We start from the raw sequence: 20,523 nt of genomic DNA, 5'->3' as shown, positions 1-20,523 counted from the left end.
CCACTAGCTGACAAGGTTGGGTAGATGCTCAAGCTCCTCGGTGCCAAACAGTTGAGCAGTCGGGACGCAGCACACGTGCTCCGCGTTCTCGACGCCGATCCTGTCGCCGCCTGCATGGTTGCCGCTCGCGTAGAAGAGGGCGGTATCGATCCCCGGATGATCCACGGAGAGTTGTGGAGTCGGGGCGGGCCGCTCGAATCGTTGTGCTTCTCCGGTGCGAATTTCGTGCCGCTGCGCGGCAGCATCGACGACATGCGGGCGTTCGCCGATCGCGCCTGTCGCACGCCGCGCATGTGCTCGTCGCTGGTCGGGCGGGCCGAGTTGACGTTGCCGTTGTGGGAGATGCTCGAGCTGGATTGGGGGCCGGCCCGCGAGGTCCGGGCCGATCAGCCGCTGCTGGCGCTGGCGAGTACCCCGCAGTGCCGCCCGGATCCGTTGGTCCGGCAGGTGCGGATGCACGAACTCGAGCAGTATCTGCCTGCCGCGGTCGCGATGTTCATCGAGGAGGTCGGCATCGACCCCCGCGCCAACGACGGCGGTCGGGGGTACCGGCGCCGAGTCGCCAATCTCATCGCCGCCGGCCGGGCGTGGGCGAGGTTCGAGGACGATCAGGTGGTGTTCAAGGCCGAGGTCGGTTCGGTGTCCGCGCGGGTCGGTCAGATCCAGGGTGTCTGGGTGCACCCGATGTACCGCGGACACGGGTTCGGTGCGGCGGGCACCGCGACGGTCGCGGAGGCCGTGATCGCGGAGGGCCGCATCGCCAGTCTCTACGTCAACAGCTTCAACACGGTGGCCCGCAGCGCGTACGCACGCATCGGCTTCAAGCAGGTCGCGACGTTCGCCACAATTCTCCTGGACTGACGCGCTGGCCCGCCTACCGTGTCGGCGGTGTCCGCCGACATAGCATGGGCGGCAATGAACCTGCGGCCATACTCTCGCTCCCGCGTCGTCCAGTCGATCGCCCTCTGCGGCGCCGCTGTGCTGACGGTGGGTCTCGCCGCGTGCACGCCGAGACCGGACGGTCCGGAACCGGCGGCGCAGGCGTTTCTGACGGCGTTCGCCGAGCAGGATTCGGAGCAGGCTGCCGACCTGTCGGATCGCCCGGACGTGGCCCGCCAGGCCCTCGAGTCGGCGTGGACGTCGCTGCAGGCCGAATCGCTCGACGCCCGGACGACGGATGTCGACGTCAGCGGTGACACGGCCACCGTCGGGTACACGTACGAATGGCACCTGCCGAAGAATCGGGTGTGGACGTATTCGGGTGAACTGCAGATGGGGCGGCGCGGCGGCGACTGGGCCGTGCGGTGGAGTTCCACCAACGTCCATCCCCGGCTGGGGGACCGGCAGACGATGTCGCTGCGGTCCACCGCAGCCCCCCGGGCGCGGGTCAACGAGCATTCCGGTTCGGACGTCCTCGTCCCCGGCGTGGTGTACCGCGTGAAGTTCGATGCGGCGCAGTCGGGGAACGTGATCGGCAGCGCCCAGTCGCTCGCGTCGGCGCTCGTCACGTTCGACAACACGCTCACCGCGCAGTCGATCGCCGAATCGGCGACGGCGGTCAAGGGCGACTACCTCGTCACCCGGTTGCGGTCGGACGATTACGAGCAGGTCGCCGGTGTGCTCGGCGCCATTCCCGGAGTGAGCGTGTCCGACGAGGCGGACCTCGTGGCCACCGACCGGAACTTCGCACCGGATCTGGTCGGTCAGGTGAAGAAGACCGTGATCGACGAGGTCGACGGCAAGGCCGGCTGGAGCGTGGTCACGGTCAACCAGAACGGGGTCGACACGGACGTGCTCACCGAGACGGCGCCGCAGACCTCCCCGTCGTTCTCGATCAGCCTGGACCGGCCCATCCAGATCGCCGCGCAGAACGCCGTCAATGCCCGCACCGACCAGACCATGATGGTCGTCATCCAGCCGTCGACCGGCGACGTGCTGGCCGTCGCGCAGAACAAGGCGGCGGACAAGGACGGACCGGTTGCGCTGACCGGCCTGTATCCGCCCGGTTCGACGTTCAAGATCATCACCGCAGGCGCCGCGATCTCCTCGGGCATCGCGACACCCGACACGATGGTGCCGTGCCCCGGGCGCATCGAGATCGGTGAACGCAGCGTCCCCAACTACAACGAATTCGCGCTCGGCACCGTGCCCATGGCGACGGCGTTCGCCCGTTCGTGCAACACGTCGTTCGCGAAACTCGCCAGCGAGATGCAGCCCGACGCGCTGACGGTCGCGGCGTCGCAGTACGGAATCGGGCCCGACTACGAAGTGGTCGGCCTGCCCACCGACTCGGGTTCGGTGCCGCCCGCCGACGACCTGGTGCAGCGGACCGAGGACGGGTTCGGGCAGGGCAAGGTGGTGGTCAGTCCGTTCGGGATGGCGTTGGCGGCGGCGACCATCGCACACGGTACGACGCCCGTGCCACGGTTGATCGCGGGGCGGGAAACCAAGATCGACGGGGAGCACCCGCCGATCAGCCCGGAGATGGTCGAGGGGCTGCGCGGCATGATGCGTCTCGTGGTGACGAGCGGTACCGCCGAGCGGATCGAAGATCAGGGCGAGGTGTACGGCAAGACCGGTGAGGCCGAGGTCGAGGGCGGCTCGCACGCCTGGTTCGTCGGATACCGCGGCGACCTGGCGTTCGCGACGCTGGTGGTGCGCGGCGGCAGTTCCGACAACGCCGTCGCCGTCACCCGCGACATGTTCGCCGCCCTGCCCGAGGGGTACTGACCACGGTCGCTGTCCACCGATCGGGGGACGCGGAATTCATCCTGTTCGGGGGCTGATCGGCGGACAGACTTCACCGTCGGCGCCGTCCATAGTTGGTTGCAGACGGAAGAACCCGCACAGCCGGGATCGAAAAGCCAACGTGGACAGGAAGTCGGACGATGACCATCAGTGCAGAAGTGAATTGCGTGGAGACAGCGAACCGCACCCGGCGGGTGCTGTTCGTCGGGCGCCCGGGCGCCGGCACCGAGCTGACGCGGTGGGTTGCGTTGCGGCAGTGGGCTTCCGACCGCGGAATCGAATCGATCACCGAATGTGAGGGTGACGTCGTCTGCGCGATCGCGACCGAGGACGTTCTGGACGGACTCTGTTCGCCATCCGATGCGATGGCGATGCAGCTGGCGCGGGCTCGAGGGGTGCCCTGCGTCGGCGTTCGCGACGCACACGTGCTCGAGGACGCGATCTGACATGTCCTTCGAGATCATCGAGCGCGGCGAAACCCTGGTGGCCGGGCTGCCCGTGCGCAGCCCCAAGCGGGCACTGGGAAAGCTGAGCGACCCTCGTCTCGACCGCGCCTGGACGAGGGTGCTCCACCACGAGGTCGGCGGGCCACTCGCATCCACCTACATCGACTTCGCGCCCGACGTCGAGTCGTATTACACCCAGATCGTCGGGTACGAGTGCGCGACGGTGGACGACGCCACACGGGGTCACGTCATTTCGCGGATCCCGCCCGGCACGTACGCGAAGTTCACCTCGCGGGGCATGTTCCCGGACGTGATGCTGCGGCTGTGGGCGCAGGTCAGCGAGGCGGAGTCGAACGGCGATATCGAGCGGACGTACACCGGCGACCTCGAGGCGTATCCGCACGCCTACGCCGTCGACCTGTACATCCCGATCCGCGTGGACGAGTCCGCCGGATCGTCCAGAGCAACAGGTGAGAAGCAATGATCGAGATCGTCAAGAGGCAGGCCGAATCGTTTGTGGGCCTGACCATCCCCGAAGGAAGACCCGGACGTCCCGGGCCGGGCCGGGAACTCGTCGACTTCACGGTGGAGCGGATCAGGGATCGGGGGATCTCCGAGATCTTCGTCGTGTACGCGGCATCTCCGCCGCCGCGCACGTTCACGGTCGTCGTCGGATACCCGTGCGATTCGACCGACAAGATGGAGCCCGGCGACGTCCTCGTCGGCGTACGGTCCGGCTATTTCGCCCGATTCCGGTGCGAGGACGAATCGGAACCGGACGCGCTGGCCGAGACGTGGAGCGTCGCCGACTACGCGGCGGCGCGCGGCCGGATCGAACGCGCTTTCACCGAGGATCTGGAGGTGCATCATCCGGACGGGTCGGTCGAACTGTTCCTCTCGCTGCACTGAGCGGCGAACGGCCGGTCGCGGAAGCGAAAACCAGTACTGCCGTTTCACTCGTGCTCGGCGAGTTTCTCGGGGTCGATCTCGGGTCCGCCCTTGCCGAGCCGCTTGTTCACGACGACGGTCCCGGCCCACAGCACGACACCGATTCCGAGGAGGATGCCCGCGATCTGGTACTGCACGGCGGGGCGGTCGGCGAAGGGAGTGACGAGGAAGCCGCACGTGAGGGCGCCGATGATCGGCAGGATGGTCGGTACGCGGAAATGCTTGTGCTCCACCGGTTGCCTGCGCAGGACGAGCACGGTGATGTTGACGATGGTGAACACGCCCAGCAGCAGCAGCGCCGTCGTGCCGCCCAGTTCGGGGACCTCACCGACGAACGTGATGAGGCCGAACGCGAGGAGCGTCGTGAAGACGATCGCCACGTACGGGGTGCGCCTGGTGGAGTGCACGCGGCCGAGCGGGGGCGGCAGGACGCCCTCCCGGCTCATGCCGTACAGCAACCGGCTCGCCATCAGCATATTGATCAGTGCCGTGTTGGCGACGGCGAACATGGTGATGAACGCGAAGATCCCGATCGGAAAGGCGGGCGCGCCGGCCTGAACGACCTTCAGGAGCGGAGTGTCGCCCTCGCCGAGTTCGCTCACCGGCACCAGCGCGATCGCGGTGATCGACACGAACACGTAGATGCAGCCGGTGATGATGAGACCGGTCAGCAGGACCTTCGGGAAGATGCGGCTCGGTTCCTTGCATTCCTCGGCCATGTTGACCGAGTCCTCGAACCCGACCATCGCGAAGAAGGCGAGGGCGGTCCCGGCGACGACCGCGCCGAGTGCCGATCGGTCGCCGGTGTCGAACGTGGTGACCCGTGAGAACTCGCCGTCGCCGACGCCGAGTGCCCACAGCCCGATCATGATGATGATCAGGAGTCCAGACAACTCGACGCAGGTGAGTACTACGTTGGTCTTGACGCTCTCGCTGACCCCGCGGAAGTTGACGAGACCCACCAGCGTCATGAAGCCGATACCGAGCAGGGTGATGCCGATTCCGGTGGAGAAGTCGAGATGGAACGCCTCGACGAAATTGGCCGCGAACGCCCGCGACGCCGTCGAGGCGGACGTGATTCCCGAGCACATCACGGCGAACGCGACCATGTACGTGAGAAAATGCACCCCGAACGCCTTGTGCGTGTAGAGCGCGGCGCCTGCGGCCTTCGGGTACTTCGTGACCAACTCCAGGTAACTGAACGCCGTGATGATCGCGACGAGGAACGCCACCAGGAACGGTAGCCACACCGCGCCCCCGACCTGATTGGCCACCTTGCCGGTGAGCGCGTAGATGCCGGTGCCGAGAATGTCGCCGACGATGAACAACAGGAGCAGCCCCGGGCCCATGACCCGTTTGAGGCTCGGCTGTTCGGGTGAATTCGAACCCGGTGTGCCCGAATTCGTGGCGTCCGCTGTCGATCCCATGATCCACCGCCTTTCGCTACCGCCAGCGTCCCTCGTTCGAGGAGACGCGTTCGCTAGGGGAGCAGCCCGAGCCTGCGTGCGGTGACCACCGCCTCGTGCCGCGACCGTGCGTCGAGTTTGCTCATGGCGCTGCGCAGGTAGCTCTTCACCGTCTCCGGTCCGACCGAGAGTCGCTGTGCGGCTTCACTGTTGGTGCATCCCAGTGCAACGTGGGACAGGACGTCGATCTCACGCGGCGTGAGGTGGACGCCCGGGTCCTCGTCGGCGCCAGCGGCGTCCGGGCGCAGGATCCCGGCCAGTCGCTGCGACAGCCCGCGGAGGCGGGCCTGCAGCGAGGTGTCGGTGACGGTCTGCGCGACACTCCGCAGTTCCGCGTGGATGTCCCGGAGTTCCTCGGTGGTGGCGCCGCCTGCACCGTTGCCCTCGAGTGTCGTCATCATCTCGAGGCGGCGGTCGACCTCGTCCCGGATGGCGATCTCCGTACCGAGGCGCCGCGACGCGGCGACGACGATGTCCGCGGTGCGGTCGCCGATCGGCGCGCAATCGCGGATGGCGGCGTACAGCACCGCACGCGAACTGCCCTGCACCATGACGGGCACCGCCAGGATGGACCGGAGTCCCTCGCTGAGAACGGGCCGGTCGTAGTGGTGCGTGATGGTCGAGGCTCTGCCGTAGTCGTGGACCGACGCGGGTGAGCGCTGGACGACCACGCGACCGCCCAGTCCGGAACGCGCCGGGATGGCGAGCCCCCTGAGGTTGTTGGTGCGGGTGCCGACGAACTCGCTGAGGTGGAGGGTGTCGTCCTGGACCTCGCCGCCGAACAGGACCGGCGCAACGCCGTGAGCTGCGATGGCGCGCAGCTCACCACGCAGTGCGTCCCCGTCCCGAGGGCGCAGCAGCGACGGTGCTCGAGCAACCAAGTCGTCACCCCTTTCCGGGGGTAGTCACAGCGGTCTGTGAGCTAGATCATAACCGTAGTGGGTTCGGGCGACGGCCCGACCTCTTTACCTGGCCATGAGAACACGAGGAGTACCGCATGACCACCGATCCCGCCGCACGCGTGCGTGAACTGCTGGACCAGTACGACACGCCGACGGCGTCCGCCGCGGAACTGCTGTGTGATCGACACCCCGCCGACGACGTGGCGTTCACCGTCGTCGAATCCGACCTGTCGTCGACGGACCTCACCTACGGCTATCTGCGCGAGCAGTCGTCGCGGTTCGCCGCCGCACTGGCGGACCTCGGGGTGGAGCCGGGGGATCACGTCGCAACGCTGATGGGCAAGTCGGCGGAACTGGTGGTCGCGCTGCTCGGGATCTGGCGCCGGGGCGCCGTCCACGTCCCCCTGTTCACCGCGTTCGCGCCGCCGGCGATCGCGTTCCGGCTCGGTGCCAGCGGCGCGAAGGTCGTCGTCTCCGACGCCAATCAGGTCGAGAAGCTGGCCCCCGGGGAGGACATTCCCGCGGACGCGCCGTGGCAGGTCGTCGTCGTGGGTGGCGGCTCCGTCGCGCTCGACTTCGCGACGCTCGTGAACTCGCACGACGCCGCGGACGCGAAGGGTGCGGCCGTCACGGCCGGGGGAGCGGGACCCCTCGTCCAGTTGTTCACCAGTGGCACGACCGGGACCCCGAAGGGTGTGCCGGTGCCCCTGCGGGCACTCGCGTCGTTCCACGCCTACCAGGAGTTCGGCCTCGACGTCCGCAAGGACGACGTGTTCTGGAACGCCGCCGACCCCGGCTGGGCGTACGGCCTCTACTACGCGCTGCTCGGGCCGCTCGCCGCGGGCACCCGCAGCATTCTGCTGCACGCAGGGTTCTCCGCACCCCTCACCTGGCAGGTCATGGAGCGGTTCGGCGTCACCAACTTCGCCGCCGCACCCACCGTCTACCGCAGCCTGCGCGCCGACCCCACGCCGATCCCCGAGACGGTAGCGCTGCGGCGCGCGTCGTCGGCGGGCGAACCCCTCACCCCCGACGTGATCTCGTGGGCCGAGGCCAATCTGAACGTGTTCGTCCGCGACCACTACGGCCAGACCGAACACGGCATGTTCATCGCCAACGCCTGGGCCGACGGGCTGCAGGACGAGGTGCGCGAGGGGTCCATGGGCAAGCCGCTGCCGGGGTGGGCGTGCGCCGTCCTCGCGGACGATTCCGACGCCGTCGCCCCGCCGCGCACGCCGGGGCGGGTCGCCATCGACACCCATAACAGCCCGCTGATGTGGTTCACCGGCTACGTCGACGCACCGGAGAAGACCGCGCAGCGGTTCACCGCCGACGGTCGCTGGTACCTCACCGGCGACGCCGGGCAGACCGACGAGGACGGCTTCTACTTCTTCTCTGCCCGCGACGACGACGTGATCATCATGGCCGGCTACCGGATCGGGCCCTTCGACGTCGAGAGCGTGCTCGTCATGCACGACCACGTCGTCGAGGCGGCGGTCGTCGGGATGCCCGACGAACTGCGCGGTGAGGTGCTCGAGGCGTTCGTCGTCCTGCGCGACGGCATCGACGGAACCGGTGAACTCGAGGTCGAACTGCAGACGCTGGTGAAGAAGAAGTTCGCCGCGCATGCCTACCCGCGCACCGTGCACTTCGTCCCGGGCCTGCCGAAGACCCCCAGCGGCAAGGTGCAGCGGTACCTGCTCCGCCAGCGGTAGGCGGCTCCGCCGCTCGTGCGCCCTTCCGGTTGCTCCCGCTACCGGAAAGGCGCACGGGTGCGTCAGCGCGGCGGGTCCCGGGGCGCCCCGGCCAGGTGCGGGTCTAACCTGGTAGCCATGTCTGTCCGCACAGCACTGAGCCCCGGAACCGTGTCTCCCGTCCTCGCCGTACCGGCGGGGATCGAGCGTCCCGAGTACGCGTGGAAGCCCACGGCGAAGGAAGGCAACGAGCCGTGGGTCCAGACCCCGGAGACCATCGAGGCCATGCGGGTGGCGAGCAAGATCGCCGCGCAGGCCCTGCAGGAGGCTGGTAAGGCGGTGGCGCCCGGCGTCACCACCGACGAACTCGACCGCATCGCGCACGAGTACATGATCGATCACGGCGCCTATCCGTCGACGCTCGGCTACAAGGGATTCCCCAAGTCGTGCTGCACGTCGCTGAACGAGGTGATCTGCCACGGCATCCCCGACTCGACGGTGATCCAGGACGGTGACATCGTCAACATCGACGTCACCGCCTACATCGGCGGCGTGCACGGAGACACCAACGCCACGTTCCTCGCCGGCGACGTCGCCGAGGAGAACCGGTTGCTGGTGGAGCGGACCCACGAGGCGACGATGCGCGCCATCAAGGCCGTCAAGCCGGGCCGCGCACTCAACGTCGTCGGCCGCGTCATCGAGTCGTACGCGCACCGCTTCGGATACGGCGTGGTCCGCGACTTCACCGGGCACGGCATCGGCACCACGTTCCACAACGGCCTCGTCATCCTCCACTACGACGAGCCCTCCGTGGACACGGTCATCGAACCCGGCATGGTGTTCACGATCGAACCGATGATCAACCTCGGTGACATCGGCTGGGACATGTGGGACGACGACTGGACCGTGGTCACCAAGGACCGCAAGTGGACGGCCCAGTTCGAGCACACCATCGTGGTCACCGAGACCGGCAACGAGATCCTCACCCTGCCTTGAGCGAGAGCCGGTGGAGGGGCGCCCTGCTCGTCGCCGGCACCACGTCCGACGCGGGCAAGAGTGTGCTCGTGGCCGGACTGTGCCGGATGCTGGCGCGGCGGGGTGTCCGGGTGGCGCCGTTCAAGGCGCAGAACATGTCGAACAACTCCGTCGTCACGCTGGACGGCGGGGAGATCGGCCGGGCGCAGGCCCTGCAGGCCGCGGCCTGTGGGCTCGAGCCGAGCGTCCGTTTCAACCCGGTGCTGCTGAAACCGGGCAGCGACCGCACGTCGCAACTGGTGGTGCGCGGGCGGGCGGTCACGACGGTCGGGGCCCGCGACTACATCGAGCACCGGCAGCACCTGCGCGCGGTGGTGGCCGAGGAACTGGAATCGCTGCGCGCCGACTACGACGTCGTGCTGTGTGAGGGGGCAGGGTCTCCCGCCGAGATCAACCTGCGGGCCACGGACCTCGCGAACATGGGGCTCGCGCGCGCGGCGGACCTGCCGGTGCTCGTCGTCGGCGACATCGACCGCGGTGGGGTGCTGGCTCACCTGTTCGGCACGGTGGCGGTCCTCGCACCGGAGGACCAGGCGCTGATCGCGGGTTTCGTGATCAACAAGTTCCGCGGCGACGTGTCGTTGCTGGCGCCGGGTCTGGAGCAGTTGACGGCGATGACGGGTCGCCCGACGTTCGGGGTGATTCCGTTCGCCGAGGACCTGTGGCTCGACGCGGAGGATTCGCTGGGTGTGGTGGGGGACGCCCCGGTCGGGCGTCCGGCGCCACCGGTCGGCGACGACTGGCTGCGCGTGGCGGCGATCCGCCTGCCCCGCATCTCCAATTCGACGGACGTCGAGGCGCTCGCGTGCGAACCGGGGGTGTCGGTGCGCTGGGTCACCGATCCGTCGCGGCTCGAGGACGCCGACCTGATCGTGCTGCCCGGCAGCAAGTCGACGGTGTCGGATCTGGAGTGGTTGCGCCGCACCGGCATCGCGGATGCGATCACCGTGCATGCGAAACGCGGCGGCCCGGTTCTCGGTGTCTGCGGCGGCTACCAGATGCTCGGGTCCGTCATCGTCGACGACGTCGAATCCGGCCGGGGTGCGGTGCCCGGACTGGGGCTGCTCGACCTCGAGGTGGAGTTCGCCCCGGACAAGGTGCTCGCCCAGGTCCGCGGCGACGCCCACGGAGTTCCGGTGTCCGGGTACGAGATCCATCACGGGCGGGTGCGCCGCAACGGTGATCCGCCGCTGCTCCACGCGAGCAGCGGCGCCGCGGAAGGCAGTATCCGCGGCGCCGTGTACGGCACACACTGGCACGGTCTGCTCGAGACGGACCGCTTCCGCCGGATTCTGCTGGACGACGTGGCCGAGCACGCGGGGAGAACCGGTTTCGTCACCGCCCCGGACACGGACGTCGCCGCGATCCGGACCGCTCAACTCGATCTGCTGGCGGACCTGGTGGAGCAGAACCTCGATCTGCACGCCCTCGAGGCGCTGCTCGGCGCGGGCGCCCCGACCGGGCTGCCGACCATCGCGTCGACCCTGCTGCGCTAGGCCGTCGCGCGGCGGACGACCGTCCACGCGGCGAGGATGCCCGCCGCGGCGGCCAGCGCGGGCAGCCACACCATCGGCACCGATCGGGGCACGTCGGCGAACCAGTGGCCGATGTCCGGCCACCACTTCTGCCACGTGATCACGAATGCGGCGGCACCTGCGGCCAGGAGCGTGCAGACGCCGAGCGTGAACAGGCCCACCACCCGCCACCGGTGATGCAGCGCGCCCAGGAACAGTCCCGCCGCCGCGGTCAGCGGCAGGAAGGCGAAGTACGTGGCGAGCTGGATCACCGGCACGGACGTGAAATAGTCGGGTATCGCGAACATCCGCATCCCGACGCCCCATCCGCCGGTGGTCACCTCGATCAGCGACAGGCTGTAGAGCAGCACCCCGAACACGAGAACCTGGACGGCGGCGACCAGCAGGGTGGCCGCGAAGTAGTCGCGCCGGGTGACGCTCATTCCCAGTGCGAACGGGAACGTCTGCGTCATGGCCTGCAGGTAGAACGCGAGCGCGAACCCGAACAGGGAGAAGACGCCGCCGCTGAAATTGATGTCGCTGCCGGTGTCGCCGACCATCGCGAAGATGGCGGCACCGATCGTGAACGATCCGACGAGGACGCCCAGCGGCCATGCGACGAGCAGGGGCCAGGCGACGGTGTGGATGCGGGAGACGGTCAGGACCCGGTTCGTCATCGTGCGTCCTCCTTGCGGGTGGTGGTGCCGGCGGCTGTGGTGCTGCGGACCACGAGTTGTTGAAGGCTGAGGGGTTCGAACTGCAGGCCCTCGTCGACCGCCCGGTCTCGTTCGGTGTCCGACAGTGTGGTCTGTACCGTCGCCCGTTCGTGACTGCCGAGCGATTCCCGGTGCAGCACGGTCTTGTTCGAGGTGAATGCGGCCACGAGCGACGCAAGGCCGGAGACGACGACGGCGCCCCCGCGGAGTGCGTCGGCGTCCTCGTCGAGGACGATCCGTCCCTTGTCGATCAGGATCACGTGTTCGATCAGGTCGCTGACCTCGTCGATGAGGTGCGTGGACAGCACGACCGTGCGCGGGTGTTCGGCGTAGTCGGCGAGCAACCGGTCGTAGAAGAGATGCCGTGCGACGGCGTCGAGACCGAGATACGGCTCGTCGAACAGGGTGAGCGGTGCGCGGGAGGCCAGGCCGACCGTCACTCCGAGCGCGGAGGTCATGCCCCGCGAGAGTTTCTTCACCTTGCGGCACGACGGAAGGTCGAAATCCTCCATCAGCGTCTGTGCGAGTTCCTCGTTCCAGTGGGGGAGCAGGTGCCGCGCGCTCGCGAGGACGTGCCGCACCTTGAAGTCGTCCGGGTACTTCTGGCTCTCCTTGACGAAGCAGACGTCGGTGAGCACCCGGGCATTCTCGTGCGGCGCCTGCCCGAAGACCTCGACCGCACCCGAGGTCGGGAACTCCTGGCCGGTGACGATCTGCATGAGCGTGGTCTTGCCCGCGCCGTTGCGGCCGAGGAGGCCGTAGATCTTCTTCTCCTGCAACGAGAAATCGATCCCGTCGAGTGCGGCGAAGTCGCCGAATCGCTTGCCGAGGCCTCGCGCCGAGGCGATGGTTTTCGTGTCGGATACCGTGCCGATCATCGTGCTCCCTCCCATTGGTCGAGCATGGTCTTGAGTTCGGCGATGCTGACGCCGAGTTTGTCCGCCTCGGTGACGAGCGGATCGATGAACTGGCGCGCGAACCGCTCGCGTCGCCTGAAGCGCAGCGCGTTCCGGGCGCCGGACGTGACGAACATCCCGATTCCCCGCTTCTTGTAGAGGATCCCGTCGGCGACGAGCTGATTCAGGCCCTTGGCTGCGGTCGCCGGGTTGATCCGGTGGAATGCGGCGAGCTCGTTGGTGGACGGCACCTGACCTTCCTCGGGAAGGCTGCCGTCGATGATCGAGTTCTCGATGAGTTCTGCGATCTGCTGGAACAGCGGTCTGCCGTTGTCGATCATCGACGCCCGCCTCGTCGGTTGATCGGTTCATTACTCATGTAATGAACCATAGAACTAGGGCGGTCCGAGCGCAAGAGGTCCCCGATCGCGTAGTTTTTAGCCCATGGAACTGACGCACGTGGCGGTGGGAAATGGAAATTGCACGGTCCGGATCGACGGACCGGAGAGCAAACACACCGTTCTGCTGCTACCGGGGGCCGGCGACGGGCCGGATGTCTACGACGGCGTCTGCGAGCGCCTGCACAATTCGGACCTGCGCACGATCGTGCCCGAGGACATCACCGGTCTCGACGAAGCAGCGGTCATGGGCCTGCTCGACGAGCTGAAGGTCGGGTGGGTCAACCTCGTCGGCAGCCGGGAAGGGGCAGAACTGGCCTGGTCGCTGGCGGCGCGTCAGTTCGGGCGCTTCGCGAGCCTCGTCGTCGCCGACCGGGGGCATCCGGCGGCGCCCGACGCCGCGGGTGCAGTGCGCGGATCCGACTGTCCTGCGGTCGAACTCCCCACGACCGTGATGGTCGGGGACCCCGACCGGCGCGCCGAGGCGGACGCCAGCGGACGCTTCGTCTACTCCGACTTCCGCGTCGTCCAACTCGACGGTGTCAGCAACGTCCCGGCGGCCGCGGCGGCGGAACTCGCGACAGAGATCGTGCTCCGCACCAGCCCCTGGTAGGCCCGGTGCGGCCCCACGCCGAGCCCGGCCGGGCTCAGCGTGGGGCGTACATGATGACGGCCATGCCCAGCAGGCAGATGAGGGCGCCCGAGACGTCCCAGCGGTCCGGGCGGAAACCGTCGGCCACCATGCCCCAGATCAGCGAGCCCGCGACGAACACCCCGCCGTAGGCGGCGAGGATGCGGCCGAAGTTGGCGTCCGGCTGCATCGTCGCGACGAACCCGTACGCTCCGAGCGCCGCGACACCGGCGCCGATCCAGATCCAGCCCCGGTGCTCGCGGACGCCCTGCCACACCAGCCACGCGCCGCCGATCTCGAACAGCGCCGCGACGGCGAACAGCGAGACGGATTTGGCGACCGTCACTCGAACGGCACGTCGAGGCCGAGGAGAGCGTTCTCGACCACCTCGGGCATCGCCGGGTGGATCCAGTACTGTCCCCGCGCCATCTGCTGCGCCGTCAAACCGAAGCTCATCGCCTGAATCAGCGGCTGGATCACCGTCGGTGCCTGGGCGCCGATCACGTGCGCTCCCAGCAGACGCCCGGTACCCCGTTCGGCGACAACCTTGCAGAGCCCCTCGTCGTCCTCCATCGCCCAGCCGTACGCGACGTCGCCGTACGCCTGCACCTTCACCGTGACGTCCCAGCCGGCCTCCCGGGCCTCGGCCTCGGTGAGCCCGACGTGCGCGATCTGCGGGTCGGTGAACACGGCGGCGGGAACGAACCGGTGGTCCGAGGCGCGCAGCCCCGACGTGTCCTTCCACGCGTCCTGCAGCAGATTGTGCTGAACGACCCGGGCCTCGTGGTTGGCGACATGCTTGAGCTGGTACGGCGAGGAGGCGTCGCCGAGCGCGAAAACGCCTTCGGCACTGGTCCGTTGGAAGTCGTCGACCACGACGCGTCCCTCGTCGTCGAGGTCGACGCCACCGGCGGCGGCCCCGATGGCGTCCCCGTTCGACTGCCGGCCGGTAGCCACCAGCAGAACGTCGCCCGAGACGACGGTGCCGTCCTCGAGTTCGACGGCGACGCCGTCACCGTCCCGGCGCACAGCCTTCACGGCGTGCCCGCGGTGCACGTCCCACTTCTGCTCGGCGAGATCCGTGAACCGGCGGGAGACGTCCTCGTCGAGGTGGCGCAGCAGGCGTGGGCTGCGCGCGATCAGCGACACCCGGGTGCCCAGCGCGGAGAACACGTGCGCGAACTCGGCGGCGATGAATCCCGCGCCGATGATCACCATCCGCTCGGGCAGTTCCGGCAGCCGCATGATGTCGTTGTTCGTGTAAAACGGCACACCCGATTCGCGGACGACGTCGGGAATGATCGGCCGCGATCCCGCGGCGATCACCACCTGATCGGCCGTGATCACCTCTCCGGTTCCGGTGTCGAGGGTCCGCGGACCCACGAAAGTCGCGTGCCCGCGGAACAGCGTCGTGTTCGGGCTGTCCTCGGCGCGGTAGCGTTCCCCGCCGGCCGAGATCGGGTCGATGCGGCCGAAGACCCGTTTGACGATGTCGGGCCAGCGCACACCCTCGAGTTGCGCGTCGACGCCGTACTTCGCGGAACCGGTGACCGTGCGGGCCACCTCCGCGGCGTAGACGAACATCTTCGTCGGGATGCAGCCCACGTTCAGGCACGTTCCGCCGTACGTGCCCTCTTCCAGGATCGCGACCTTCATGTCCGCGAACCGTTCGTCGGGCAGCGAGTTGCCGGACCCCGAACCGATGATCGCCAGATCGAAATGTGTCACCGGTTCGCCTCCGCCGCGTTGTGGCCGTGCAGCCACTCGAGCCACAGGTCCACCTCGGCGAACGCCTCGGCGCGGGGCTGGTCGGCGGACAGGAACACGTCGTGCCGGGCGCCCGCGATCGGCACGATCGTCGTGCGGTCGCCGAGGCACCCCGCCCAGCGTGCGATCTGCCGGACGTCGAGGACGGCGTCGGCGGTGTCGACCCGGGGGTCGTACCGCGGGGCGAAGTACGACGCCTTGGAACGCAGGATCAGGGCGGGAACGCCGATGTCGAGTCCCCGGTGCAACTGCGCGTGCCCGCGTCGCACCGCGCGCAGCCACCCGAACGTGACGGGGAAACCGCTCAGCGGCTTCCAGTCGAGGTTGTAATTCCAGATGCCGTTGCCCTCCACGTGCAGGCTCACGCCGTACGTGTCGAGGCCGGTCTTCGGGATGATCGACTTGCGCTTGACCCGCCCGACCGCGTCGACGGCCACCGTCCCGACGTTCCGCAGGTACGACGGCCCCTGCAGATCGAACCACGGGCTGTTGAGGATGACCCCGCTGATGCCGCGGGCTGCGGTGCCGCCTGCCTTGCGTTGCAGGCGGTGCAGCCACAGCGGCAGCACCAGGCCGCCCGTCGAATGCGCGACCAGCAGGACCTCCCCGTCCGCGGTCTGTTCCCGGACCTGGCGCAACGCCTCGTCCAGTTCGGCGTCGTACAGGCTCAGATCGGAGACGAAGTGCGGCGTCTGCCCCGGTTCGAGCGAGCGCCCGCACTTGCGCAGATCGAGTGCGAAGAACGCGTAACCCTGTTCGGCGAAGTGCTCGGCCAGGTGCTTCTGGAAGAAGTAATCGGTGAATCCGTGGACGTAGAGCACGGCGCGGCCGGTCTTCTTCGTCTCCTGCGCGGGCTGGTAGCGGATCAGTGTCGCCTTCACCTCGCCCTCCCCGTCGGGGTCGGTGCCGAGAGGGATGGTCAGCTGTTGATAACCGTCGCCGAGTACGTCGGGAGCCCAAGTAGTCACAGATCACAATCTAATGTGCGTTTCGGGCGTGCGGGGAGGCGCACAATTGGGGCAGGTGATTTTCGCTCATACGCGCGGGTAACCTATCCGGCGAACACGGCAGGCGTATGCGCGTACGGCTATGGACAAGGAAGTCGATACTCCAGTGTCAGATCAGAATGCGGTAGAGACGAAAACGGATGTAGTGCTGGTTGGCGCGGGCATCATGAGCGCGACGCTGGGAGCGATCCTGCGTCAGGTGCAGCCCGATTGGTCGATCACCACATTCGAGCGGCTCGACGCAGTAGCCGCCGAAAGCAGTGATCCCTGGAACAACGCGGGTACCGGGCACTCCGCACTGTGTGAGCTCAATTACACCCCGCAGAACGCCGACGGCAGCGTGGACATCACGAAGGCCGTCAACGTGAACGAGCAGTTCCAGGTGTCGCGGCAGTTCTGGGCGCACGGCGTCGAGAGCGGTGTGCTGACGCAGCCCAAGGAGTTCATCAACCCCATTCCGCACGTGAGCTTCGTGCACGGCGAGGCCAACGCGAAGTACCTGCGGGCCCGCTACGACGCCCTCGCCGGCCACCCCCTGTTCGCGGGCATGGAGTACATCGACGCCCCCGACGAGTTCACCCGCCGGCTGCCGTTGATGGCGAAGGGCCGCGACTTCAGCGATCCGATCGCCCTCAACTGGACCCAGGACGGCACCGACGTCGACTTCGGCGCCCTCACCAAGCAGCTCCTCGGCTACGTCGGCGCGTCCGGCGGCATCGTCCACTTCGGGCACGAGGTCACCGACCTCACCAAGCAGTCCGACGGCAGCTGGGTGGTCAAGGTCACCAACCGCCGCAACGGTGCGAAGAAGGTCGTGCGGGCCAAGTTCGTGTTCGTCGGTGCAGGCGGCGGTGCACTGCACCTGCTGCAGAAGTCCGGCATCGAGGAGGCCAAGGGCTTCGGCGGGTTCCCCGTCAGCGGCGCATTCCTGCGCTGCACCAACCCGGAGCTCATCGACCAGCACCGCGCCAAGGTCTACGGCAAGGCCGCCGTCGGCGCGCCCCCCATGTCGGTTCCGCACCTCGACACCCGCGTGATCGGCAACAAGCCCGGACTGCTGTTCGGTCCGTACGCCGGCTGGTCGCCCAAGTTCCTCAAGCAGGGCCGCGTCACCGACCTGCCCAGCTCGGTCAAACCGAACAACCTGCTGTCGATGCTCGGCGTCGGCGTCAGCGAACTCGGCCTCGTCAAGTACCTGATCAGTGAGCTCGCGATGTCCGAGGCCGGCCGCATCGAGACCCTGCGGGAGTTCGTCCCGAAGGCGCTCGGAAAGGACTGGGAGCTGATCACCGCCGGCCAGCGCGTCCAGGTCATCCGCCGGGCCAAGGGCAAGGGCGGCGTCCTCGAATTCGGCACCGCCGTCGTCAACGCCGGCGACGGCAGCATCGCGGGCCTGCTGGGTGCGTCGCCCGGTGCGTCCACCGCCGTGCCCGCCATGCTCGACGTGCTGCAGCGCTGCTTCCCGACGCAGTACGAGTCGTGGAAGCCGAAGCTCCAGGAAATGGTGCCCTCGCTCGGCGTCAAGCTCTCCGAAGACACCGGCCTGTTCTCGCAGGTGTGGGATTGGACGTCGAAGGTGCTCCAGCTCGACACCAGCAAGGTCGAGGACGCGTCGGTCGCGGTCTGACCGACCGCCCGGCCGAGGTCCACGGGCGCGCGCACTCGCGGGCGCTGTGCGATAGTTGCCTGTCATGACGGCAACTGCAGCACTCAAGCGTTCGTGGGCACTCGATCTCGACAACAAGACGCTCTACGAGTTGCTCCAGCTCCGCGTAGAGGTCTTCGTCGTCGAGCAGGCGTGCCCGTACCCGGAACTCGACGGCCGGGACCTGCTGGCCGAGACGCGCCACTTCTGGCTGGAGCAGGACGGTCAGGTGGTCTGCACGCTCCGCCTCCTCGAGGAGCACGCCGACGGCAACAAGTCGTTCCGCATCGGCCGGCTGTGCACGGCGCGGCCGGCGCGCGGTCAGGGACACACCACGCGTCTGCTGCGCGCCGCGCTCGCCGAGGTCGGCGACGCGCCGTGCCGCATCAACGCGCAGACGTACCTGGTGGACATGTACGCCAAGCACGGTTTCCGGCCGGACGGCGAAGAATTCGTCGAGGACGGCATCCCGCACGTCCCCATGCGTCGCGGCGGCGGTGCCGCCCATGGTGCCGGCGGCGGTGCCGCCCATACGTACGAGGTTGCGGAGGCGGCCCCGTCGAGCGCGGGGAAGTGAGCGCCGACTAGGGTCGTCAGGTGAATGTCCGCGGGGAAGTCCTGTTCGAATCAGGCGCGGTCCCGCCACTGTGACGGATCTCTGACCGGCTGCCACCACCCTGGTTGCCGATCCGGTCTCCCAGCCAGATTGCCGCGGCGTTCGTACCGGCCAAAGCTCTCGGCGAGGAAACCGGGACGTGAAGGGATGCAGCGTGCGTACGGATCGTGAAGTGGACCAGGTTCGACCCGACTTTTCGTGGGGATTTCCGTTCAGTGCGGTGGTCGGCCAGGACCGGTTGCGGCTGGCGCTCGTCCTCTGCGCGGTCCATCCCGGTATCGGCGGCGTCCTCGTCCGCGGTGAGAAGGGGACGGCCAAGTCGACGGTCGTCCGCGCTCTCACCGCCCTGCTGCCCGCGGTGCAGGACGAGAACGGCACCCGCCCGGCGCGGCTGATCGAATTGCCGGTCGGGGCCACGGAAGACCGCGTCGTCGGTTCCCTCGACCTCGAGAAGGTTCTGCGCGACGGTGAGCGCGCGTTCCAACCCGGACTGCTGTCTGCTGCCCATCAGGGTGTGCTCTACGTCGACGAGGTCAATCTCCTGCACGACCATCTGGTCGACGTGCTCCTCGACGCCGCGGCGATGGGCCGCGTCCACGTCGAACGGGACGGCATCTCGCATTCGCACGCCGCCCGGTTCGTCATGGTCGGCACGATGAATCCGGAGGAGGGCGAACTCCGGCCGCAGCTCCTCGACCGGTTCGGGCTGGCCGTCGACGTCGCCGCGTCGCGGGAGGTGGACGTGCGCATGGAGGTGGTCCGGCGGCGTCTGGACTTCGAACGTGATCCCGCAGGGTTCGTCGAGCGGTACGCCGAGCAGGATGCCGCCCTCGCCGCCGCCATCCTCGAGGCCCGCGACCGGCTCGACGCCGTCGTCCTCGACGACGTCGAGCTGCGCCGAATCGCTTCTCTCTGTGCGTCGTTCGATGTGGATGGCATGCGCGCCGATCTCGTCCTCGCCCGCACCGCGACCGCGCACGCCGCGTGGCGGGGCGCCGGGGCCGTCGAGGCGGAGGACGTGCGGGTGGCCGCCGAACTGACCCTGCCACACCGTCGCCGTCGGGATCCGTTCGACGAACCCGGTCTCGACGAACAGCAACTCGACGACGCACTCCGGCAGGCCGACGAGGACGCGCGGTCCGGCGCCGGGGAACCCCCCGAGCAGGAACCCGGATCTTCGCCCGGCGCACCGCCCGCGGCGGACGGCACGGACACCGACCCGGAGGGACCCGACGATCCCGACGGGCCCGGAGGCGGCGCACCGGCACCCCCGGAGCGCCCGGCCGGGCCGACCGGCACCCAGTTCACCACCAAGCTTCTCGAGGTACCCGGAGTCGGCGAGGGCGCGCCCGGCAGGCGTTCCCGTTCCCGCTCGTCCCGCGGCCGCGCGGTGCGCTCGACCGCCGAGCAGGGGCACGGACTCCACCTGGTGGGCACACTCTTCGCCGCCGCCGGGCAGCAGGTGGCCCGCGGCCGGACCGCCGGACGGATGATCCTCGATTCCGTCGACCTGCGCGGAGCGATCCGCGAAGGCCGCGAGGGCAACCTCGTGGTGTTCGTCGTGGACGCCTCCGGGTCGATGGCGGCCCGTGACCGGTTGTCGGCCGTGACCGGCGCCGTCGTCTCACTGCTCCGCGACGCCTACCAGCGCCGCGACAAGGTGGCGGTGATCACGGTCCGCGGGCGTGCCGCGGAACTCGTCCTGCCACCCACCTCGTCGGTCGACATCGCCGTCCGCCGCCTGCAGGGAATGAAGACGGGCGGCAAATCGCCACTCGCAGAAGGGTTTCTGCGCGCACGCGAGGTCGTGCTGCGGGAACGGCTCCGCGACCCGCAGCGCCGCGCCCTCGTCGTCGCGCTGACCGACGGTCGGGCGACGGGCGGCAAGGACGCACTGCACCGGGCGAAGGTGGCCGCGGGGCTGCTCGCCGACAGCGCGGTCGCGTCGGTGGTCGTCGACTGCGAGACCGGGATGGTCCGGCTCGGGCTGGCCGCGGAACTGGCCCGCCTGCTGCGGGGTGGTTACGTCCGGCTCGGCGAATTGTCCGCGCAGCAGGTCGCGGGCGTCGTCCGCGCCGCGGCCTGACCCGGACG

Annotated in this window: 20 protein-coding genes; 12 read left to right on the top strand and 8 right to left on the bottom strand. The window is 68.6% G+C overall.

Annotated elements, in window-relative coordinates; all coding sequences use genetic code 11:
* The first annotated feature begins 24 nt into the window (after window positions 1-24).
* From JWS13_RS08320 to JWS13_RS08300, 5 genes are all read left to right on the top strand, one after another.
* Entirely contained in the window at window positions 25-861 is an 837-nt protein-coding gene (locus JWS13_RS08320; RefSeq protein WP_206005254.1) for a GNAT family N-acetyltransferase, read from the top strand.
* Window positions 862-915: 54 nt separating this feature from the next.
* Window positions 916-2,730, top strand: a complete 1,815-nt coding sequence (locus tag JWS13_RS08315) for a penicillin-binding transpeptidase domain-containing protein (RefSeq protein WP_206005253.1) — start codon at window positions 916-918, stop codon at window positions 2,728-2,730.
* A 158-nt stretch (window positions 2,731-2,888) separates the two neighbouring features.
* Complete coding sequence (locus JWS13_RS08310) at window positions 2,889-3,194, top strand: hypothetical protein (RefSeq protein ID WP_124392798.1); 306 nt, start codon at window positions 2,889-2,891, stop codon at window positions 3,192-3,194.
* A gap of 1 nt (window position 3,195) precedes the next feature.
* Window positions 3,196-3,678, top strand: coding sequence for a GyrI-like domain-containing protein (locus JWS13_RS08305; RefSeq protein WP_206005252.1), 483 nt, complete (start codon window positions 3,196-3,198; stop codon window positions 3,676-3,678).
* Window positions 3,675-4,103: a GyrI-like domain-containing protein gene (locus JWS13_RS08300; protein ID WP_206005251.1), complete on the top strand. Its 429-nt coding sequence runs from the start codon at window positions 3,675-3,677 to the stop codon at window positions 4,101-4,103. Before JWS13_RS08305 ends, JWS13_RS08300 begins: the two co-directional genes overlap by 4 nt.
* Window positions 4,104-4,147: 44 nt before the next feature.
* On the opposite strand, the gene JWS13_RS08295 is transcribed toward JWS13_RS08300, so the two are convergent.
* Entirely contained in the window at window positions 4,148-5,569 is a 1,422-nt protein-coding gene (locus JWS13_RS08295) for an APC family permease (RefSeq protein WP_206005250.1), read from the bottom strand.
* Between the two features lie 53 nt (window positions 5,570-5,622).
* The gene (locus JWS13_RS08290; RefSeq protein WP_206005249.1) at window positions 5,623-6,489 is read right to left on the bottom strand and encodes a helix-turn-helix transcriptional regulator; all 867 of its coding nucleotides are present in this window, start codon (window positions 6,487-6,489) and stop codon (window positions 5,623-5,625) included.
* Between the two features lie 116 nt (window positions 6,490-6,605).
* Here JWS13_RS08290 and JWS13_RS08285 point away from each other — a divergent pair, with 116 nt between their 5' ends.
* The 3 genes from JWS13_RS08285 to JWS13_RS08275 all read left to right on the top strand — a co-directional run bounded on the left by JWS13_RS08285 (window position 6,606) and on the right by JWS13_RS08275 (window position 10,735).
* Window positions 6,606-8,225: an AMP-binding protein gene (locus JWS13_RS08285; protein WP_206005248.1), complete on the top strand. Its 1,620-nt coding sequence runs from the start codon at window positions 6,606-6,608 to the stop codon at window positions 8,223-8,225.
* Window positions 8,226-8,342: 117 nt separating this feature from the next.
* A complete protein-coding gene (gene map, locus JWS13_RS08280; protein WP_072937841.1) occupies window positions 8,343-9,200 on the top strand; it encodes a type I methionyl aminopeptidase in 858 nt (285 codons plus the stop codon).
* On the top strand, window positions 9,197-10,735 hold the full coding sequence (locus JWS13_RS08275) for a cobyric acid synthase (protein ID WP_206005246.1): 1,539 nt from the start codon (window positions 9,197-9,199) through the stop codon (window positions 10,733-10,735). Before map ends, JWS13_RS08275 begins: the two co-directional genes overlap by 4 nt.
* Here the strand turns inward: JWS13_RS08275 and JWS13_RS08270 are convergent.
* From JWS13_RS08270 to JWS13_RS08260, 3 genes are read right to left on the bottom strand one after another with little or no spacing between them, the layout of a single operon-like run.
* Window positions 10,732-11,430 carry an ABC transporter permease gene (locus tag JWS13_RS08270; RefSeq protein WP_206005244.1) on the bottom strand — a complete coding sequence of 233 codons (699 nt, stop codon included), beginning with the start codon at window positions 11,428-11,430 and terminating at the stop codon, window positions 10,732-10,734. The two genes, JWS13_RS08275 and JWS13_RS08270, sit on opposite strands and share 4 nt — an antisense overlap.
* Entirely contained in the window at window positions 11,427-12,347 is a 921-nt protein-coding gene (locus JWS13_RS08265) for an ABC transporter ATP-binding protein (RefSeq protein ID WP_206005243.1), read from the bottom strand. The genes JWS13_RS08270 and JWS13_RS08265 overlap by 4 nt, the downstream gene beginning before the upstream one ends.
* Window positions 12,344-12,706: a GntR family transcriptional regulator gene (locus JWS13_RS08260; protein WP_124392807.1), complete on the bottom strand. Its 363-nt coding sequence runs from the start codon at window positions 12,704-12,706 to the stop codon at window positions 12,344-12,346. The genes JWS13_RS08265 and JWS13_RS08260 overlap by 4 nt, the downstream gene beginning before the upstream one ends.
* Before the next feature lie 103 nt (window positions 12,707-12,809).
* Here JWS13_RS08260 and JWS13_RS08255 point away from each other — a divergent pair, with 103 nt between their 5' ends.
* On the top strand, window positions 12,810-13,376 hold the full coding sequence (locus tag JWS13_RS08255) for an alpha/beta fold hydrolase (protein WP_095860754.1): 567 nt from the start codon (window positions 12,810-12,812) through the stop codon (window positions 13,374-13,376).
* Between the two features lie 34 nt (window positions 13,377-13,410).
* Here the strand turns inward: JWS13_RS08255 and JWS13_RS08250 are convergent, their stop codons facing one another.
* From JWS13_RS08250 to JWS13_RS08240, 3 genes are read right to left on the bottom strand one after another with little or no spacing between them, the layout of a single operon-like run.
* A complete protein-coding gene (locus JWS13_RS08250; RefSeq protein WP_206005242.1) occupies window positions 13,411-13,740 on the bottom strand; it encodes a YnfA family protein in 330 nt (109 codons plus the stop codon).
* The gene (gene mtr, locus JWS13_RS08245) at window positions 13,737-15,122 is read right to left on the bottom strand and encodes a mycothione reductase (RefSeq protein ID WP_206005241.1); all 1,386 of its coding nucleotides are present in this window, start codon (window positions 15,120-15,122) and stop codon (window positions 13,737-13,739) included. Before mtr ends, JWS13_RS08250 begins: the two co-directional genes overlap by 4 nt.
* Window positions 15,119-16,129, bottom strand: coding sequence for an alpha/beta hydrolase (locus JWS13_RS08240; protein WP_206005239.1), 1,011 nt, complete (start codon window positions 16,127-16,129; stop codon window positions 15,119-15,121). Before JWS13_RS08240 ends, mtr begins: the two co-directional genes overlap by 4 nt.
* 121 nt (window positions 16,130-16,250) lie before the next feature.
* Between JWS13_RS08240 and mqo the strand changes: the two genes are divergently transcribed.
* The 3 genes from mqo (at window position 16,251) to JWS13_RS08225 (ending at window position 20,515) form a co-directional block, all read left to right on the top strand.
* Entirely contained in the window at window positions 16,251-17,795 is a 1,545-nt protein-coding gene (gene mqo, locus JWS13_RS08235; RefSeq protein ID WP_206005237.1) for a malate dehydrogenase (quinone), read from the top strand.
* Window positions 17,796-17,859: 64 nt separating this feature from the next.
* Window positions 17,860-18,390 carry a GNAT family N-acetyltransferase gene (locus JWS13_RS08230; RefSeq protein WP_206005236.1) on the top strand — a complete coding sequence of 177 codons (531 nt, stop codon included), beginning with the start codon at window positions 17,860-17,862 and terminating at the stop codon, window positions 18,388-18,390.
* A 211-nt stretch (window positions 18,391-18,601) separates the two neighbouring features.
* Entirely contained in the window at window positions 18,602-20,515 is a 1,914-nt protein-coding gene (locus JWS13_RS08225) for a magnesium chelatase subunit D family protein (protein WP_206011537.1), read from the top strand.
* The last annotated feature ends 8 nt before the right edge of the window (window positions 20,516-20,523 follow it).

It is taken from the genome of Rhodococcus pseudokoreensis (genome assembly GCF_017068395.1).
Taxonomy (GTDB): Bacteria; Actinomycetota; Actinomycetes; order Mycobacteriales; family Mycobacteriaceae; genus Rhodococcus_F; species Rhodococcus_F pseudokoreensis.
The sequence above is the reverse complement of the archived record's forward strand: the minus strand, read 5'-3'. Positions and strand labels throughout refer to the sequence as shown.

Bases quoted from the DNA above. Each gene is read 5' to 3' on its own strand.
- JWS13_RS08320 (WP_206005254.1), top strand. From the start codon at position 25: ATGCTCAAGCTCCTCGGTGCCAAACAGTTGAGCAGTCGGGACGCAGCA.
- JWS13_RS08315 (WP_206005253.1), top strand. From the start codon at position 916: ATGAACCTGCGGCCATACTCTCGCTCCCGCGTCGTCCAGTCGATCGCC.
- JWS13_RS08310 (WP_124392798.1), top strand. From the start codon at position 2,889: ATGACCATCAGTGCAGAAGTGAATTGCGTGGAGACAGCGAACCGCACC.
- JWS13_RS08305 (WP_206005252.1), top strand. From the start codon at position 3,196: ATGTCCTTCGAGATCATCGAGCGCGGCGAAACCCTGGTGGCCGGGCTG.
- JWS13_RS08300 (WP_206005251.1), top strand. From the start codon at position 3,675: ATGATCGAGATCGTCAAGAGGCAGGCCGAATCGTTTGTGGGCCTGACC.
- JWS13_RS08295 (WP_206005250.1), bottom strand. From the start codon at position 5,569: ATGGGATCGACAGCGGACGCCACGAATTCGGGCACACCGGGTTCGAAT.
- JWS13_RS08285 (WP_206005248.1), top strand. From the start codon at position 6,606: ATGACCACCGATCCCGCCGCACGCGTGCGTGAACTGCTGGACCAGTAC.
- map (WP_072937841.1), top strand. From the start codon at position 8,343: ATGTCTGTCCGCACAGCACTGAGCCCCGGAACCGTGTCTCCCGTCCTC.
- JWS13_RS08270 (WP_206005244.1), bottom strand. From the start codon at position 11,430: ATGACGAACCGGGTCCTGACCGTCTCCCGCATCCACACCGTCGCCTGG.
- JWS13_RS08265 (WP_206005243.1), bottom strand. From the start codon at position 12,347: ATGATCGGCACGGTATCCGACACGAAAACCATCGCCTCGGCGCGAGGC.
- JWS13_RS08260 (WP_124392807.1), bottom strand. From the start codon at position 12,706: ATGATCGACAACGGCAGACCGCTGTTCCAGCAGATCGCAGAACTCATC.
- JWS13_RS08255 (WP_095860754.1), top strand. From the start codon at position 12,810: ATGGAACTGACGCACGTGGCGGTGGGAAATGGAAATTGCACGGTCCGG.
- mqo (WP_206005237.1), top strand. From the start codon at position 16,251: ATGGACAAGGAAGTCGATACTCCAGTGTCAGATCAGAATGCGGTAGAG.
- JWS13_RS08230 (WP_206005236.1), top strand. From the start codon at position 17,860: ATGACGGCAACTGCAGCACTCAAGCGTTCGTGGGCACTCGATCTCGAC.